Origin of the sequence: Herbiconiux ginsengi (assembly GCF_900107435.1) — a bacterium.
Taxonomy (GTDB): domain Bacteria; phylum Actinomycetota; class Actinomycetes; order Actinomycetales; family Microbacteriaceae; genus Herbiconiux; species Herbiconiux ginsengi.
The window spans coordinates 932722-947967 of sequence record NZ_FNPZ01000001.1 but is presented as its reverse complement, the minus strand read 5'-3'; the positions used below and the strand labels follow the sequence as shown (position 1 = coordinate 947967).

The following is a 15246-nucleotide window of genomic DNA, read 5'->3' as shown; positions in this document are numbered from 1 at the left end:
TGATTAATGACATAGTCTGTCAATAATTCATAACCCCTCGTGACACGGAGGTCACCATGCCCTTTCCCTTCGCCGACGTCTCTCAGGAGCCGATCTCCGAACTGCTTTCGCTGAGTGGACGAAGGGCGGTGATCACCGGCGCGGCTCAGGGCCTGGGCAAGGCGATCGCCGCGCGCCTGGCCGAGGCGGGAGCGGACATCCTCATCATCGACCTCGACGCCGACCGCGCGTCAGCCGCTGCGGACGAGCTGGCCTCGCGATTCGGAGTACGGGGCCTCGGAACTCGCGCCGACGTGAGCGACACGGCCTCCGTCGTCGCCGCGGCCGAGCTCGCCGTCGCCGAGTTCGGTGGCATCGACATCTGGGTCAACAACGCCGGGCTGTTCCCGAACGCCCCTGCCCTGGAGATGTCCGACGAGATGTGGGACCAGGTCTTCGCCGTCAACACTCGCGGAGCTTTCCTCGGATCGCGCGAAGCCGCCAGGCGGATGGCCGAGACCGGAGGCGGCGTCATCGTGAACATCGTCTCGACCGCCGGCTTCCAGGCCGCGTTCCCGGGCATGACAGCGTATGTGAGCTCGAAGCACGCTGTTCGAGGACTCACGAAGTCGCTCGCCCTCGACCTGGCCCCGCTGGGCATCCGGGTGCTGGGCGTCGCCCCGAGCTACGTGCCCACCGAGGGCAACATCGCCGCCGCGAAGCTCGGCGCGGAGGCGGCCGCGGCAGCGGGCATCGAGATGCCGCCGCTGGACGTGATGAACCAGAGCCTGATCGGCCGCACGGGGACACCGGACGACATCGCACGGGTCGTGCTCTTCGCGGCGAGCGACCTCTCGATCATCATGACGGGCAGCACGCTGCTCGCCGACGCTGGCGAGATGATCTGAGCTGTGGTTCGGGTGAGGTGTCCTGCGGCACCTCACCCGAACCTGTTCGTTGCTCAGCCGTGGTTCTCCTGCAGGCGCGACGTCTGGCGTGCGGCGAGGTCGCGTTGCATCTGTGGCATGTGCTTGTTGGTCTTCATGAAGTAGACGATCACGCCCTGGATGACGGCGATGACCGCGGGCAGACCGAGGAAGAGGAACACTTCCATCGAACTCGCGGACGACTGCAGCATTTCGGTGCCATCTCAGCTCGCCGTCATCGGTCACGACAACTCGCCTTTCTCGACGTTGATCGCGCCTGCGTTGACCACGATCGACATCGACGCCTCCGGTCTCGGTCGCCACCTCGCGAATCGTGCTCTGGCGGTCGTGCGGGGAGAACCGGAACTGCCCGCTGTCCCCCCCCGGGGGGCTTCGAAGCGCGACTCATTCGTTGAGCGACCACCTGACCAGTCGCAGTAGCGGCGAGCACCACTTCTCGATAACGAAATCGAAACGGTTGACCATCCGTATGGCAATCGGTTGTCATTTCTTGGTTCGGCTGCTTTACTGCTCTTACAGGGAAATGCGACACTCAGAGAACAAGCGGTTGCCCTGCAATAATCATCCAAAGGAGTATGAATCCATGTCGAACTCTCGTTCGCGGTTGCGGGGCATCGCCGCCCTGGCCGCGATTTCTGCGGGAATGCTGGTGCTCGCAGGTTGCACCGGCACCTCCGAACCCGCCGCCACCGGCACATCCTCGACCGCTCCCGATCTGGCGCTCGCGGCCGTCTCCGGGCCGAACTCGCTCGACCCGGCGCAACTGGTCGACGGTCAGCAGATGTATGTGTGGGCCTCGCTGTACGACACGCTGCTCGCTCGCGACAGCGCCACCGGCGACCTCGTTCCCAACGCGGCGGAGAGCTGGGAGTACAACGACGACGGAACCGAGCTCACCTTGGTGCTGCGTGACGACATGACCTTCAGCAACGGCGACCCCGTCACGGCCGATGCCGTGGTCGCGACCATGAAGCGCACCATCGACACCCCCGGCATCGTGCAGCCTCGTTTCAGCCTCGTGACCGACGTGACTGCCGTCGACGACCACACGGTGAAAGTCTCGTTCAGTGCCTACGACGCCCAGTTCCTCTACCTTCTCGCGCTCGGCGCGGGGGCGATCGGCGATCCGGCCACGCTCGACGACCCGGCCATCGCGACGAACCCCGTCGGTTCGGGTCCCTACACGCTCGACGTCGCCAACACCGTCCCCGGCACGACGTATGTGCTCGACAAGCGCGACGACTACTGGAACGCCGACGCCTATCCGTTCCCGAAGGTCACCGTCCGGGTGCTGCCCGACCCGACGGCCTCCTTCAACGCGCTGCAGGCGGGCGAGATCAACGCCTCCACGGTGAACGCCCAACTGGTGGGCCAGCTCGACAGCAGCACGTTCACGGTCACCGACGTTCCGGCGCAGGCCGTCGCCTACCTCGACGTGCTCGATCGGGCGGGCGCCACGTGGCCGGCGCTGGGAGACCAGCGCGTGCGTCAGGCCATCAACTATGCCATCGACCGCGAGGGCATCCTGAAGGGGATCTACTCGGGAGATGGTCAGACCACGGAGCAGATCTTCAATCCTTCCGGCGACGTCTATGACGAGTCGTTGAACGGCACCTACGATTACGACCCGGCGAAGGGCAAGGCGCTCGTCGAGGAGGCCGGATATGCGGGGCAGAGCTTCAAGATCCCGAGCACCTTCCTCACCACCTCGATCGAGCCCACCCTCTCTCAGGCGTTCACCGACATCGGCCTCAACCTCGAGTGGGTCGCTGTTCCACCGCAGCAGGCTCAGTCGGCCCTGCTGTCGGGAGAGTATGGCCTGACGTTCCAGATCACCGGGTTCAACTCCGACCCCGCGGATGCCTTCACGCACTACAGCGAGAACGGCGACCGCAATCCGCAGCACTACACCGACGCGACCCTGGACAAGCTCTTCGGCACGATCAATACCACGGTCGACTTCGATCAGGCGGTGCCGACCTACAAAGAGCTCAACCAGTACGCCGTCGACCAGGCCTGGGAGGCTCCGATCGTCTTCGTCGGTGGCAACTGGGCGACTGCCGACGGGATCGGGATCGTGAACTACGGGGGCGCCCCCGCCACCATCCGCACCTTCTCGTACGACGGCTGAGCCGCTCTGGGGTGGGCCGTGGAGGGCCCACCCCAGCTTTTCTGATCACGGAGCCATCTCATGAACCGCATCACATGCAACCCGCTCGATCTTGCCTATCGGTACCAGGAGATCCGCTTCTCCGGGGTCGTCCGAGGTGTCACACTCGGTGAGCCGCGCCGGAGTGTCCACCGGGAGGCGGCGGATCCTTCGATCGTGCTCTATCGCGGCCGCTACTACCTGTTCGCGTCGATGTCGCGAGGGTTCTGGCACTCGCCGGATCTGGTCACCTGGCACTACGTGCCGACCGAGAAGCTGCCCCCCTTCGACTACGCACCGGATGTGCGCGAAGTGAACGGCGCGCTGCTGATCAGCGCCTCCCGCAAGGCGACGGACTCCCCGTTCTTCCGGAGCGTCGACCCTCTGGCCGACGACTTCAAGCAGGTCTCACCCGGCCCGTTCCCGTTCTGGGACCCGAGCGTCTTCCAGGACGACGACGGGAGGATCTACCTCTACTGGGGGTGCGACGACATCGAGCCCCTGTACGGGATCGAGCTCGACGATGAGCTGCACCCCATCGGCGAGCGGGTGCCCTTGGTGAGCTCCGACGCAGCCTCCCGCGGGTGGGAACGCCTGGGCGAGGACTACGTGATTCCCGAGCCTGCGACCGAGCGCGAGCGTCTCGCTGCCCAGTTCCTCGGCTCCCGGCCCTACATCGAGGGAGCCTGGATGACGCGGCACGGAGACACCTACTACCTGCAGTACGCGGCGCCGGGCGCTCAATACAACACCTACGCCGACGGCTACTTCACCTCGAAGAGTCCTCTCGGGCCGTTCACCTATTCGACCAACAGTCCGTTCTCTTCGAAACCCGGCGGATTCCTCCCGGGCGCCGGCCACGGCAGCACCTTCCAAGACGAGTACGGCAACTGGTGGCACGCGTCGACGATGCGGATCAGCGTCAACGACGTCTTCGAGCGTCGTGTCGGCGTGTTCCCGGCAGGGTTCGATTCGAACGGCGTGCTCACCTGCAACCAGAACTTCGCCGATTACCCGTACGAGGTGCCGGCAGGCCCGTTCGATCCGTGGGCACGCATCACTCCGGAATGGATGCTGCTGTCCTCTGGCGCCGAGACGAGTGCGTCCACCTCGGCGCCCGGCCACGGAGCGTCGCTTGCTGCGACGGAGGACGTGCGTACCTGGTGGGCGTCGAGCGGACCGGGTGCAGGGGAGTGGCTCTCGATCGACCTCGGACAGGTCTGCGACGTCGCCGTGGTACAGGTGAACCTCGCCGATCACGACATGGCGGCTCACGCCGACCCACTCACCGAGGGCTCCGACAGCGGCCACACCTGGCGAGGGATCTACGCGGAACACACTCCGGCGGAGATCCTCATGACCGGGTCGCTCGACGGCGAACTGTGGGAGACCCTCTACGACGGGCGCGACAGCGGTGACGATCGCCCGCACGCCACGATCGTGCTCGACGCACCCCGACCCCTGCGACACGTGCGCGTGCAAGCCCATCGCCTGCCATTCGACGGTGTGTTCGCGGTCAGTGGTCTCCGCGTGTTCGGAAGAGCACCCGGCACGCCCCCGACGGCCGTCGTGCCGCAAGCGACACGCGTGGATCCGCTGATGGCCAGGCTCACGTGGTCGCGGTCTGCCGGCGCCATCGGCTACAACGTGCGCTACGGAGCAGCCCCCGATGCCCTGTACCGTAGCTGGTTGGTCTATGACCGTGAGGCGCTCGACGTGCCGTCCCTGAACGCCGACGAAGACACCTGGTTCGCGGTGGACTCTTTCAACGGCGCCGGAGTCACACTCGGTCGGGCCGTGTGCGCCCCTACACCTTCGGTCATCGACTGACCTGAGGTTTGTCAGGCCCCACGGGTGCGGTGGACGCGCGCACGACCAGTGTGGTGGTGAGAAGCGGATTGTCGGGAAGACCGCTCGCGGAGTCATCATTGGCGAGTTCGGCCAGAAGGTTGAGTACGGCTCGCTCGCCAGCGGTTATGAGCTGCGCACGCACCGTGGTCAGAGCCGGCGTGATGAGCTCGCTGCCGAAGATGTCGTCGAATCCCGCCACACTCAGGTCCTGAGGAACCCGGATGCCCTCGGACATCGCCGCCTGCATCAACCCGATCGCGATGAGGTCGTTGAAGGCGATGACCGCCGTGGTGCGCGCCGCGATCACTCGTCTCAGAGCTGCGCGGCCGCCCTCGATGGTGGGGGCATTCCCCGAGATCTCGACGAGTGCCACGCCGAGTCGCTCGGTCGCGTCCAGCATGCGGTCGAATCGTTGATCGCTGATCCACGAGGCCTCGGGACCGGCGAGGTACGCGATGGAGCGGTGCCCGAGTCCCACGAGATGATCGAGCAATTCGTTCACGCCGCTGTCGATGTCCGGAAGGATCCCGATGATGCCCTCGACGGCCCGGTTGATGAGGACGACGGGCTTCTGCTCGGCGATCTCGCGGATGCGATCGCTCGACAGACGGGTCGTGGCCAGCACGATGCCGTCGACGCTGGGCAGAATCCGCTCGATCGCTTCGGACTCTGCTTCGCCGGACTCCTGTGACTCGGTGATGACGAGCGTGTAACCCTGTGCCTTCGCGGCGCTCTCGGCACCGCGAACGATGCCGAACACGACCGGGTTCGTGATGTCGGCCACGATCAAGGCGATGGTGTTGCTGCGCCCGGTCGGAAGTGCCCTGGCCATGGGGTTGAACCGGAAGTGGAGTTGCTCCGCGGCTCTCCTGATCTTGGCCTCGGTGGGTGCGCTGATCCGGCCCGGCTTGGAGAGCGCCCGTGAGACCGTGGACGGGTTGACGCCGGCGAGCTCGGCGATGTCGTAGATGGTCGGCGCGCTGCCGCGCCGCCGTTGCCGACCGCTCGAACCGAGCGCTGCCGAATCCTTGGGCTCGAGGTCCTCGGTGCCGGCGTCGCGCGTCATGCTGTCGTCCATTTCGTTGCAGGATAGCGGGTCTCGGGCGTGCCATGGGCGTGGATCTGTTCCCGCACAGCGTCCAGCGTCGTGGCGGTGCGGAGAGTTGCTGTTCGGTCGTGCTGCGGGTGTTGACGCAGTTCATCGGCGATGGCATCCACGACCGAGCGGATCATGGGCACGTAGCCGTTGCCCTCGCGCGGTCGAGAGAGTTCGTCGGGAGTGCCGAAGAGGGCTCCGGTGGACCCGGCGTGTATGCGTGCGACATCGGTCGCCCAGAACATGGCCGGGATCTCGATCCATCCGGCGGTGCCGCTCAGAGAAGCGGACGGGTCGGTGAACTCCATCAGGGAACACACTGCGTGCGACATCCGCCCGTCGTCGTGCTGCAGTGAGATGTCGGCTGTCACGTCGACTCCGTCGAGCACCCGGCCGGTGGCCGTGATGCTCTGCACGGGCCCGAGCACCCACTCGGCGAGGGTCACCGGGTAGATGCCCTGGTCGAGCACGGTGCTGCCGCCGAGCTCGGCGTTCCAGCGCGTGCCGCCTGCGGGGAACGGCATGCCGAACGCCCCCCGGACATAGCGCGGCTCGCCGATCAGGCCCTCGCCGATGAGGCGCGCGATCTCGACGTGCAGCGGATTGAACTTCATCCACATCGCCTCCATCGCGAAGCGGTCGTTCGCTCGTGCCCGCTCGAAGATCTCTTCCGCCTCGGCCGCGGAGAACGCCATCGGCTTCTCCACGAGCACATGCTTGCCGGCTTCCAGCGCCCGGATCGCCAGCTGCGCGTGCGTGGCGACCGGGGTGGCCACGTAGACGGCATCCACGTCGTCGCGTGACAGCACTTCGTCGAGCACGACGGAGTGCTGTGGGATGCCGTGACGGGCCGCGAAATCGGCGACGATCTCCGGGCGGCGGCCCCAGACCGACACCACCGATGCCGGATCGACGGTCTGGAGATCGGGCACGAAGGTCTCGCAGATACGCCCGGTGCCGACGACGGCCCACCGCACACGGGGACGGGACGGCGTCATCGCGAACTCCTTGCCCGACCCGGCCTCACTTCTGCCCGTCTGTCTCGGCGGTGCCCTCGGAACCGGGCTTCCGGCCATCGAGACCTCGCCAACGCTTGCGCAGAGCCCACGCGGCCGCCTTGGGTTTGCGGTCGCGGGTGAACACGCCCTTCTTGTTGCCCTCGACGCGGTGGAGGCCGTTGGTGGTCGCGAAGTCGGCGAAGTTCCACACCTGCTCACCTACGAACTGCGGGAACCGATCGAACACCCGGTGGTTCATCTCCAGATAGTGCACCTGGTACTCCTCCGTCCAGACCTGATCCCAGACCGAATGTACGCCCGGCTGGGTGTCGGCGCCGTACTCGGACATCAGGATCGGTTTGCCGGTGCGATCGACCCAGCCCTGGATGTCTCCCTGCAGATACAGCTCGGCGCTCTTCAAGTCGCCCGTCGCCACGTACCAGCCGTAATAGCGGTTCATGCTCACGACATCGAACAGGTCGATGATCAGGTCGTTCTGGAAGGTGGCGAACATCACCAGCGAGTAGGTGAGCGGCCGGGTGGGGTCGAGTTCGCGGGCGAGCGCGACCAGGGGCGTGAAGTACTCTAGCGCTCCCTCTTCGTTGGAGGCCGGTTCGTTGGCGATCGACCACATGACCACCGAGGGGTGGTTCTTGTCGCGGGCGATCAATTCGCGGATGTGCTGAGCGTGCGCGGCCTGCGTGGCCGCGCCCGCGTACTGTTCGGAGAACGTGGGGAAGGGTGGAGTGCCTGACATCCCGCCCACCACGCCCATGTTGAGACCGACCGCGGCGGTCTCATCGATGACGACGATGCCGTGCCGGTCGGCGAAATCCAGCACCTCTTCCGCATACGGGTAGTGGGAGGTTCGGAACGAGTTCGCGCCTGTCCATTCCAGCAGCTGGAAGTCGTGCACCAGGAAGGCGTTGTCGTGGCCTTTGCCGCGAATGGCGAGGTCCTCGTGCTTGCCGAAGCCGGTGAAGTAGAAGGGTTCACCGTTGATGAGGAATTCGTGCCCGCGCACCGCGACCGTGCGAACGCCGACCGACACCGGGTAGCTGTCGAGCACGACGCCGGCTTCGACCATTTCGGCCGTGAGCTCATACAGGTAGGCGGCACCGGGTCGCCACAGTGTGACATCGGGAATCTCCAGCGTGCCCGTGGTTCCGGATGCCTCCGCGACGACGGTACCCGACGCGTCGGCCAACCGCACGCGCACTTCGCGTTCCCAGGAGGTGGCGACCTTGTAGTCCACGGTGCCGGTCGATCCGTCGAAGTCGGTGACGACGGTGATGTCGGTGATGCGGGTCAGTGGCACGCTGTAGAGCCACACGGATCGGGCGAGCCCGGCGTAGTTGTAGAAGTCGTGGAAGTAGACCTGCTTGCGCCGGCCGTCGATGCCGACCTCGATCTTGCCCGGAGGGATGGTCTCGTTGCTGAGATCGCCGCTGACCGCGACGGTGAGGCGGAACTCCTCGCCTGCCGAGACGACGTCGGTCAAATCGATGTCGAACGGGGTATACCCGCCGATGTGCTCACCGACGAGGGCGTCGTTCACGTAGACCCGGGCGGCGTGGGTCGCGGCGTCGAATCGCAGCAGGATGCGTTCGTCGCCCCACCCGCGTGGAACCCGCACCGGGCGCTGGTAGTAGACCCAGCCGACGTGGTCGCGGATCTCCGCGTCGGTGAAGAGGTCGTTGTAGCTGGCCGGAACAGCGGCCTCGAGGGGCGTGGTGAGCAAACCTTTCCACGGCTCGGGGTCGACACGGGTGTCGATGGCGAATCGCCAGACGCCGTCGAGGTTCACCAGTTCACGAGTAGGGGTCGATTTGGGTTTCAGCATGGGTGTCTACTTTCTTCTCAGACGTCGGGATGATCGGGGAGGCAACGGGCCGGATTCAGTCGAGCCCGTTGCGTCGTGCGACCTCGCCCAGCCAGCCGAGGCTGGGCTTGGGGGTGCGCACGAAGGTCTCGTGGTCGACGGCGATCAATCCGAACGTGGGCTCCCAGTGTCCCCATTCGAAGTTGTCGAGCAGGCTCCAGTGAAGGTAGCCGCGCACGTCGACACCCTCGTCGATGGTGTCGTGCAATCCGGTGAGTGCCTCGGCTGTGTAACGGACGCGCTGGGTGTCGTCGCCGGTGGCGATGCCGTTCTCGGTGACGAGGACGGGCACACCCTCCGTGACCTGCCACGCGTGGCGGACCGCCATCGCGAGCGAATCGGGACGGTAGGCCGTGCCGACGAGCGTGTTGTCGGGGAGGATCGGGTGCGGCACGAGTCCCATTGCGTCGACCTCTTGGCTCGAGTAGGCCTGAACGCCGACGAAGTCGTCTCCGCGGCTGCCTTCCCAGTAGACGTCCTCCTTGCCGTAGCGGATCTCTGCGAGCTTCTCCTCGCCCCCCGGTGCGGCCGTCAGCGCGCCGGCGGCGATGGTCCAGCCGACCTTCGCCGACGTGCGCTTGCGCACGATCGCCCGCGCCGCATGGTGGATGCCGACGAACATCCGGCCGATCTCCGGATCGGCATTAGCGAGGAAGTTGCGCGACGCGCGCTGCTTCTCCTCCTCGGTGCCCTCGACGGTCGGACTCACCCACGTGCCGTCGGGCGACTGCTGCATGCGCTTCATGGCGGTCATGATGGCCGCTTGCATGTTCGGTTCGTTCATGGTGATGACCCATTCGACGCCGTCGAGAATGCTGCACGCCTCGGCGACGTAGCGCTGGAACTTCTCCGACGCATCCGGCGCCGACCACCCACCGGCCTCGGCGAACCACTGCGGCGTGGTGAAGTGCTGCAACGTGATCACCGGGGTGACGCCGCGCTCCAGGCACGCATCGATCATGCGGCGATAGTGTGCGAGCTCTGCCCTCGAGAAGCGGCCTTCGATCGGCTCGATGCGTGCCCATTCGATTCCGAAACGGTAGCTGTCGAGTCCGGCGTCGGCGAGCAGGGCGATGTCTTCGTGATAGCGGTGGTAGCTGTCGCAGGCGTCGCCTGACAGATCCATTCCGGGCGTCACCTGTTCTCGTGCCCACCAGTCGCTGTTGACGTTGTTGCCCTCGATCTGATGGGGCGCGGTGGAAGCGCCCCAGAGGAAGCCGGCCGGGAAGGTCGTGGTCATCGTTCATCCTTGTCGTGTGCGGGGGTGGCGTAGCTGAAGCGGGTGATCATGGCGTCGTCGCCGAGCGCCTCCATGCCGAGCATGCGCCCGGTGAAGCCGCCGGCCACCTCGGTCGAGAGGTAGCGGCCGTCGATGGAGCACAGCTCGCGTTCTGCTCCTGACTCGTCGGTTCGGCCGAGAACGAGCAGGTCCGGTCCCTTGCGCGCGCCCGGCGCGGCCTCGAACGGGATGGAGCGGAGGAGGAGCGAGCCGGATGTCGAGGCCACCGTGGCGGTAGCGAGAACCTGATCGAGCGGGCCGATGACGATGCGGGCGCGCACCCGGTCCCCGATCCGTTCCACGATGGCCTGGTGGGCGTCGTCGATGCGCACCGAGAGGGCGACGTCGCCGACGCCGTCGAGCGATGCGCTCCAGTGCATGTCCTCGACGCGCGTGGCGAGCATCCGCTCGGCCGCCGCCGACTCCGGGTCGCGGCCGGCCTCCAACGCCAGACCGCCATCACCCGGATGCGCGAAGGCAGCGGGGTGCACCGCGGGCGACACCCACCGCGGGTGGAGACGCGGTGCGGTGAAGGTGTCCACGAAATCGCGCGTCGTCGTCGGTGGCTCGAAACGGTCTTCGACCACGACGGGCCAGCCGTCGGACCAGTCGATGCCGGCGAGGAAGGTCTCGCGGCCGTTCGTGTGCCAGCGGGGGAATGATCCCCGCGGCCGCACTCCGAGGTGGACGAGCGCCCAGCTCCCGTCGGAGAGTTCCACGAGATCGGCGTGCCCGGTCGCTTGTACTGGTTGAGCGGTGCTGCGGTGTGTCAGGATCGGGTTCGCCGGATCGGGCTCGAAGGGTCCCTCGAGCGAGCGAGACCGGGCCACGGTCACCATGTGACCGGCGCCCGTGCCTCCTTCGGCCACCAGGAGGTAGTACCAGCCGTCGCGGGAGTAGAGGTGAGGACCCTCGGCGTGGGCGCCGCCGGTGCCGTTCCACAGGTGCGTCGGGGTCGAGAGCACCGCGCCGGTGAAGGGGTCGATGCTCGCGCTCGAGATGCCGCCGTTCATGACGTCGGACCAGGTGAGGTGGCACACCCCGCTCTCGTCCCAGAAGAGATCGGGGTCGATGCCGATCAGGCCCGGCACGTGCGCCGGCTCGCTCCACGGACCCTCCGGGCCCTTGGAGTGCACGATGAGGTGACCGCGGGCGACCTCGTGGATGTTCGTCGTCACGAGCCAGAAGAGTCCGTCGTGGTGGCGGAGTGTGGGCGCGTAGACACCCCCGCTCGCTCCGCCCACGCCCGGTTGCGTGGCGAGTTGCGACGGGCGGTCGAGCGCGTTTCCGAGCAGTTCCCAATTCACCAAGTCGGTGCTGGTGAACACGGGCACGCCGGGGAGGTACTCGAAGCTCGAGGTGGCGAGGTAGTACCGGTCGCCGACGCGACAGATCGAGGGGTCGGGGTGGAAGCCCGCGATGATCGGTTCGTTCATGCGCTGGCCGCTGTGGCGGCTTTCCTCTCGGTTCGGCGTCGGCGCTGCTCGTCGGGGTCGGCCACCGGGGCGGCCAGCAGCAGCCTCTTCGTGTAGGGATGCTCCGGTCGGGACGTCACGTCGACGGCCGCTCCGGTCTCCACCATGTCACCGCGGTAGAGCACCGCCACTCGGTGACTGATGTTGCGCACCACCGTGAGGTCGTGCGAGATGAACAGGTACGCGACTCCGGTGTGCCGCTGGATGTCGATCAGCAGTTCCATGACGCGGGTCTGAGTGGTGAGGTCGAGAGCGGAGACCGGCTCGTCGCACACGATGAGCTTCGGCTGGGGTCCGAGAGCCCGGGCGATGGCGATCCGTTGGCGTTGCCCTCCAGAGAACTCGCGGGGGAGCCGCTCGACCGCATCGGAGGGAAGACCGACCTGATCGAGGAGGCTCCGCACGCGGGCGCGCGCGTCGCGTCGAGTCGCACCCTGAGTGACGAGAGGCTCGGCGAGGGTGTCGCCGATGGTGATCGAGGGGTTCAGGGAGGAGTACGGATCCTGGAACACCACTTGGATGTCGTCGGAGAGTCCTCGGCGTGCGCGGCCTTGCAACCCGCCGATCTCACGCCCCTCGAACTCGATCGTGCCGCCGGACGGTCGCACGAGGCCGAGCACGGCGCGGCCGATCGTCGTCTTCCCCGAGCCGGATTCGCCGACCAGGCCGAGGGTCTCACCTGGCGAGACGCTGAGGGAGACTCCGTGCAGCACCTCGACGGGCGCTGCGCGGAAGCCCCGGCCGGGAAAGGACACCCGGAGGTCGTGAATGTCGAGAAGGCTCATGCGATGGCTCCCTCTGGCGCAGGTGCGACGGGTGGGTCGGTGCGGTAGGCCGCTTCATCGAGGATCGCTCCGAGGAGGGCTTTCGTGTACTCGTGTTCGGGCGCTCGGAAGATCTCGGCTGCTGTGCCCGACTCCACGATTCGTCCTTGCTGCATCACGGCGATGCGATCGCACAGGTCGGCGACGACGCCGAAGTTGTGGGTCACGATCAGCACGGCCATGCCGAGTTCGGTCTGCAGGTCGCGGAGGAGGTCGAGGATCTCGGCCTGCACGGTGACATCCAGCGCCGTCGTGGGCTCGTCGGCGATCAGTAGCTTGGGCCTGCTGGCCACGGCGCCGGCGATGAGCACCCGCTGCGCCATGCCCCCGGAGATCTGGTGCGGATACGAGTCGAAGGTGCGCGCAGGCTCATTGATCCCACACCGCTCCAGCAGCGCGAGCACCCGCTCCTTCGCTTCTTTCTTCGACACGGGCAGTGCCGCTCTCACGCCTTCGACCAACTGGGCTCCGACCCGGTAGGAGGGGTCGAGGTTCGACATCGGCTCCTGGGGGATGTAGGCGATCTCCTTACCGCGAAGCGGGCGCATCGCCGCATCGGAGAGTCCGATCAGTTCGCGCCCCTCGAACAGGATCGATCCGGCCGTGACCACCGCTTCGTTGGGCAGTACTCCGAGTGTGGCGAAGGCCGTCTGCGATTTCCCCGATCCCGATTCGCCGACGAGACCGAGCACTTCGCCCCGGGTGATCTCGAGATCGACGCCTTTCACGACCTCGTTGAGGTCGCCGCTCGGGGTGGGATAGGCGATGCGGAGTCCGCGCACCGCGAGGAGGGCGTCGGCACCCACGAGAACGGTGTCTTCCGCCCGTTCGGCCACATGCTGGCCGGCGCCGACCTTCGACGGCTTCGGTCTCGACCCTTCGAAGGCGTCGCGGAGTGAGTTGCCGAGGAGCACCAGCGACGCGGTGATCAGGCCGAGCAGCAGGCTCGGCCACAGGAACTGGGTCGGGGCGATGTAGAGGTTCCGGAAGCCGGAGGAGATCATCGCTCCGAAGCTCGGCACCTCGAGCGATCCGACGCCGAGGAAGGCGAGCCCGGATTGCACGGCGATCGTGGAACCCACCATGAACGCGGCGGCGATGATGATCGGCCCACGGACGACCGTGAGCACGTGCCGGCCGAGGATGCGCAGCGTGCCGACGCCCGACACGCGAGCGGCGTCGACGTACAGCTCGTTCTTCACCCCGAGTACGAGGTTGCGCACGATGCGATAGATGCCCGGTGCGAGCAGCACACCGAAGATCAGCATGGTGGCCCGGTAGTCGCCACCGGTGACGGGCATCAGGATGATGAGCAGCAGCAGACCGGGGAAGGTCATGATCAGGCTGAAGATCCATTCCGTGCTGGCCCTGGTCACCCGCCCGAAGTAGCCCCCGATGAGTCCGGCGATGATGCCGACTACCAACGCGACGCCGGTTCCGATCAACGCGGCGATGGCGGCGGTGTTGATGGAGTGCAGCAGACGGCTGAAGATGTCGCGGCCCGATTCATCGGCACCGAGCGGATAGCCGGGCGTTCCGGGGGGCGCGTTCACCATGCTGAGATCGGACTCATTGGGACCGTGCAAGGCGATCAGCGGCGTGAGGACACCGAGCGCGAAGACGATGACGAGGATGCTGACGGTGATGACTGCTTGCGGGTCTCGAAGCAGCTTCTTCCAGATGGGCGTACGCGACGCCGCCACCTCCGCGGCCTGCACGGTCGCGATGGATTCAGTGCTGGGGGCGGAGACCGCCTTGGTGACGGGTTCGATGCGCCGAGTCAATGTTGCCTCGCTTTCGGGTTGAGCCAACCGTTCACGAGGTCGGTGGCGAGGTTCACGACGGTCACCAGGATCACGCCGAAGGCGGTTATGCCGAGGATGACCGGGATGTCACCCTGAAGCGAGGCGTTGAAAGCGAAACTGCCGTACCCGGGGAGGGCGAACACGTTCTCGATGATCAACGCGGCGCCGAACATCTGGATGAACTCGAGCGACATGACGGTGAGGGCCGGACTTCCGGCGTTCCGCAACGCATGCCGGATGACGATCGAGGTGGTCGAGATTCCGCGGGTTCGCAGGGTGCGCACGTAGTCGCGTCGGAGCTCGTCGATCATCCGGCCGCGCACCTGGGCCGCCATGTTGGCGACACCGCCGATGGTGAGCACGATCACCGGGATGGTGATGCTGCGGATCCACGCCGCAGGGTCGTCGGCCAAGGGCGTGTAGCCGGTCGCCGGCAGCCATTTGAGCTGCACTGCGAAGATCACCACGAGCCCGATGGCCAGCAGCAGCCCGGGCACGACGTAGCCGATCAGCGATATGCCCTGTGCGACGCGGTCCACCGCCCCGCCGCGCGTGGCGGCCCAGACGCCCAGCAGCGTGGAGATCACCGCGGTCAGGATGAGGGCCGGCACGATGATCGACAGCGTCACCAGGAGTCGCTGTATCACTGACGGAGCGACGGGCAGCGACGTGTACACGGAGGTGCCGAAGTCGCCTCGCAAGGCGCTGAAGAGCCAATCGCCGTACTGCACGAGGACGGGCCGGTCCCACCCCTTCGCGGTCATCAACGCAGCCGTCGTCTGGTCGGTTGCCGATGGACCGAGGATGGTTCGCGCCACATCCTGGAACGAGGTCGACAAGAGCAGGAAGGTGATGAAGGTCACCAGGAGGGCGAGGACGATCCCCGTCCCCAGTCGCTTCGCAATATAGGAGATCATCGGAACGGGCCTTCTCTTCGCAGGCCTCGCAGGTTGTGCATCGG

General features: G+C 66.5%; 13 protein-coding genes. 4 read left to right on the top strand and 9 right to left on the bottom strand.

All coding sequences use genetic code 11. The features are described from left to right. Nucleotides 1-56: 56 nt before the first annotated feature. A complete protein-coding gene (locus tag BLW00_RS04580; RefSeq protein ID WP_092549803.1) occupies nt 57-887 on the top strand; it encodes an SDR family NAD(P)-dependent oxidoreductase in 831 nt (276 codons plus the stop codon). A 53-nt stretch (nt 888-940) separates the two neighbouring features. Here the strand turns inward: BLW00_RS04580 and BLW00_RS23340 are convergent, their stop codons facing one another. Next, the gene (locus BLW00_RS23340) at nt 941-1117 is read right to left on the bottom strand and encodes a hypothetical protein (protein ID WP_175494132.1); all 177 of its coding nucleotides are present in this window, start codon (nt 1115-1117) and stop codon (nt 941-943) included. On the opposite strand from BLW00_RS23340, the gene BLW00_RS24380 reads away from it, so the two are divergent. From BLW00_RS24380 to BLW00_RS04565, 3 genes are all read left to right on the top strand, one after another. Further along, on the top strand, nt 1047-1346 hold the full coding sequence (locus BLW00_RS24380; RefSeq protein WP_092549800.1) for a substrate-binding domain-containing protein: 300 nt from the start codon (nt 1047-1049) through the stop codon (nt 1344-1346). The two genes, BLW00_RS23340 and BLW00_RS24380, sit on opposite strands and share 71 nt — an antisense overlap. Nucleotides 1347-1509: 163 nt before the next feature. Beyond that, nucleotides 1510-3057 (top strand): ABC transporter substrate-binding protein, encoded by a 1548-nt coding sequence (locus tag BLW00_RS04570; protein ID WP_175494130.1) that lies wholly within the window; start codon nt 1510-1512, stop codon nt 3055-3057. A gap of 60 nt (nt 3058-3117) precedes the next feature. Further along, the gene (locus BLW00_RS04565; RefSeq protein WP_092549794.1) at nt 3118-4905 is read left to right on the top strand and encodes a family 43 glycosylhydrolase; all 1788 of its coding nucleotides are present in this window, start codon (nt 3118-3120) and stop codon (nt 4903-4905) included. Here BLW00_RS04565 and BLW00_RS04560 read toward each other — a convergent pair. From BLW00_RS04560 to BLW00_RS04525, 8 genes are read right to left on the bottom strand one after another with little or no spacing between them, the layout of a single operon-like run. Next, nucleotides 4895-6004: a LacI family DNA-binding transcriptional regulator gene (locus BLW00_RS04560; protein ID WP_092549791.1), complete on the bottom strand. Its 1110-nt coding sequence runs from the start codon at nt 6002-6004 to the stop codon at nt 4895-4897. The two genes, BLW00_RS04565 and BLW00_RS04560, sit on opposite strands and share 11 nt — an antisense overlap. Then, complete coding sequence (locus tag BLW00_RS04555) at nt 5989-7020, bottom strand: Gfo/Idh/MocA family protein (RefSeq protein ID WP_175494129.1); 1032 nt, start codon at nt 7018-7020, stop codon at nt 5989-5991. Before BLW00_RS04555 ends, BLW00_RS04560 begins: the two co-directional genes overlap by 16 nt. 25 nt (nt 7021-7045) lie before the next feature. Further along, nucleotides 7046-8863 (bottom strand): beta-glucuronidase, encoded by a 1818-nt coding sequence (gene uidA, locus BLW00_RS04550; protein WP_092549785.1) that lies wholly within the window; start codon nt 8861-8863, stop codon nt 7046-7048. Between the two features lie 55 nt (nt 8864-8918). Beyond that, complete coding sequence (locus tag BLW00_RS04545; RefSeq protein ID WP_092549782.1) at nt 8919-10142, bottom strand: glycoside hydrolase family 1 protein; 1224 nt, start codon at nt 10140-10142, stop codon at nt 8919-8921. Continuing rightward, nucleotides 10139-11617: a glycoside hydrolase family 43 protein gene (locus BLW00_RS04540; protein WP_092549779.1), complete on the bottom strand. Its 1479-nt coding sequence runs from the start codon at nt 11615-11617 to the stop codon at nt 10139-10141. The genes BLW00_RS04545 and BLW00_RS04540 overlap by 4 nt, the downstream gene beginning before the upstream one ends. Next, entirely contained in the window at nt 11614-12441 is an 828-nt protein-coding gene (locus BLW00_RS04535; protein WP_092549776.1) for an ATP-binding cassette domain-containing protein, read from the bottom strand. Before BLW00_RS04535 ends, BLW00_RS04540 begins: the two co-directional genes overlap by 4 nt. Further along, nucleotides 12438-14264, bottom strand: a complete 1827-nt coding sequence (locus tag BLW00_RS04530; RefSeq protein ID WP_245741261.1) for a dipeptide/oligopeptide/nickel ABC transporter permease/ATP-binding protein — start codon at nt 14262-14264, stop codon at nt 12438-12440. The genes BLW00_RS04535 and BLW00_RS04530 overlap by 4 nt, the downstream gene beginning before the upstream one ends. Beyond that, nucleotides 14261-15202, bottom strand: a complete 942-nt coding sequence (locus BLW00_RS04525) for an ABC transporter permease (RefSeq protein ID WP_092549773.1) — start codon at nt 15200-15202, stop codon at nt 14261-14263. Before BLW00_RS04525 ends, BLW00_RS04530 begins: the two co-directional genes overlap by 4 nt. Between the last annotated feature and the right edge of the window lie 44 nt (nt 15203-15246).

What these genes read in the sequence shown, in the direction of transcription:
- BLW00_RS04580 (WP_092549803.1), top strand. Translation starts at nt 57, where the DNA reads ATGCCCTTTCCCTTCGCCGACGTCTCTCAGGAGCCGATCTCCGAACTG.
- BLW00_RS24380 (WP_092549800.1), top strand. Translation starts at nt 1,047, where the DNA reads ATGACGGCGATGACCGCGGGCAGACCGAGGAAGAGGAACACTTCCATC.
- BLW00_RS23340 (WP_175494132.1), bottom strand. Translation starts at nt 1,117, where the DNA reads ATGCTGCAGTCGTCCGCGAGTTCGATGGAAGTGTTCCTCTTCCTCGGT.
- BLW00_RS04570 (WP_175494130.1), top strand. Translation starts at nt 1,510, where the DNA reads ATGTCGAACTCTCGTTCGCGGTTGCGGGGCATCGCCGCCCTGGCCGCG.
- BLW00_RS04565 (WP_092549794.1), top strand. Translation starts at nt 3,118, where the DNA reads ATGAACCGCATCACATGCAACCCGCTCGATCTTGCCTATCGGTACCAG.
- BLW00_RS04560 (WP_092549791.1), bottom strand. Translation starts at nt 6,004, where the DNA reads ATGGACGACAGCATGACGCGCGACGCCGGCACCGAGGACCTCGAGCCC.
- BLW00_RS04555 (WP_175494129.1), bottom strand. Translation starts at nt 7,020, where the DNA reads ATGACGCCGTCCCGTCCCCGTGTGCGGTGGGCCGTCGTCGGCACCGGG.
- uidA (WP_092549785.1), bottom strand. Translation starts at nt 8,863, where the DNA reads ATGCTGAAACCCAAATCGACCCCTACTCGTGAACTGGTGAACCTCGAC.
- BLW00_RS04545 (WP_092549782.1), bottom strand. Translation starts at nt 10,142, where the DNA reads ATGACCACGACCTTCCCGGCCGGCTTCCTCTGGGGCGCTTCCACCGCG.
- BLW00_RS04540 (WP_092549779.1), bottom strand. Translation starts at nt 11,617, where the DNA reads ATGAACGAACCGATCATCGCGGGCTTCCACCCCGACCCCTCGATCTGT.
- BLW00_RS04535 (WP_092549776.1), bottom strand. Translation starts at nt 12,441, where the DNA reads ATGAGCCTTCTCGACATTCACGACCTCCGGGTGTCCTTTCCCGGCCGG.
- BLW00_RS04525 (WP_092549773.1), bottom strand. Translation starts at nt 15,202, where the DNA reads ATGATCTCCTATATTGCGAAGCGACTGGGGACGGGGATCGTCCTCGCC.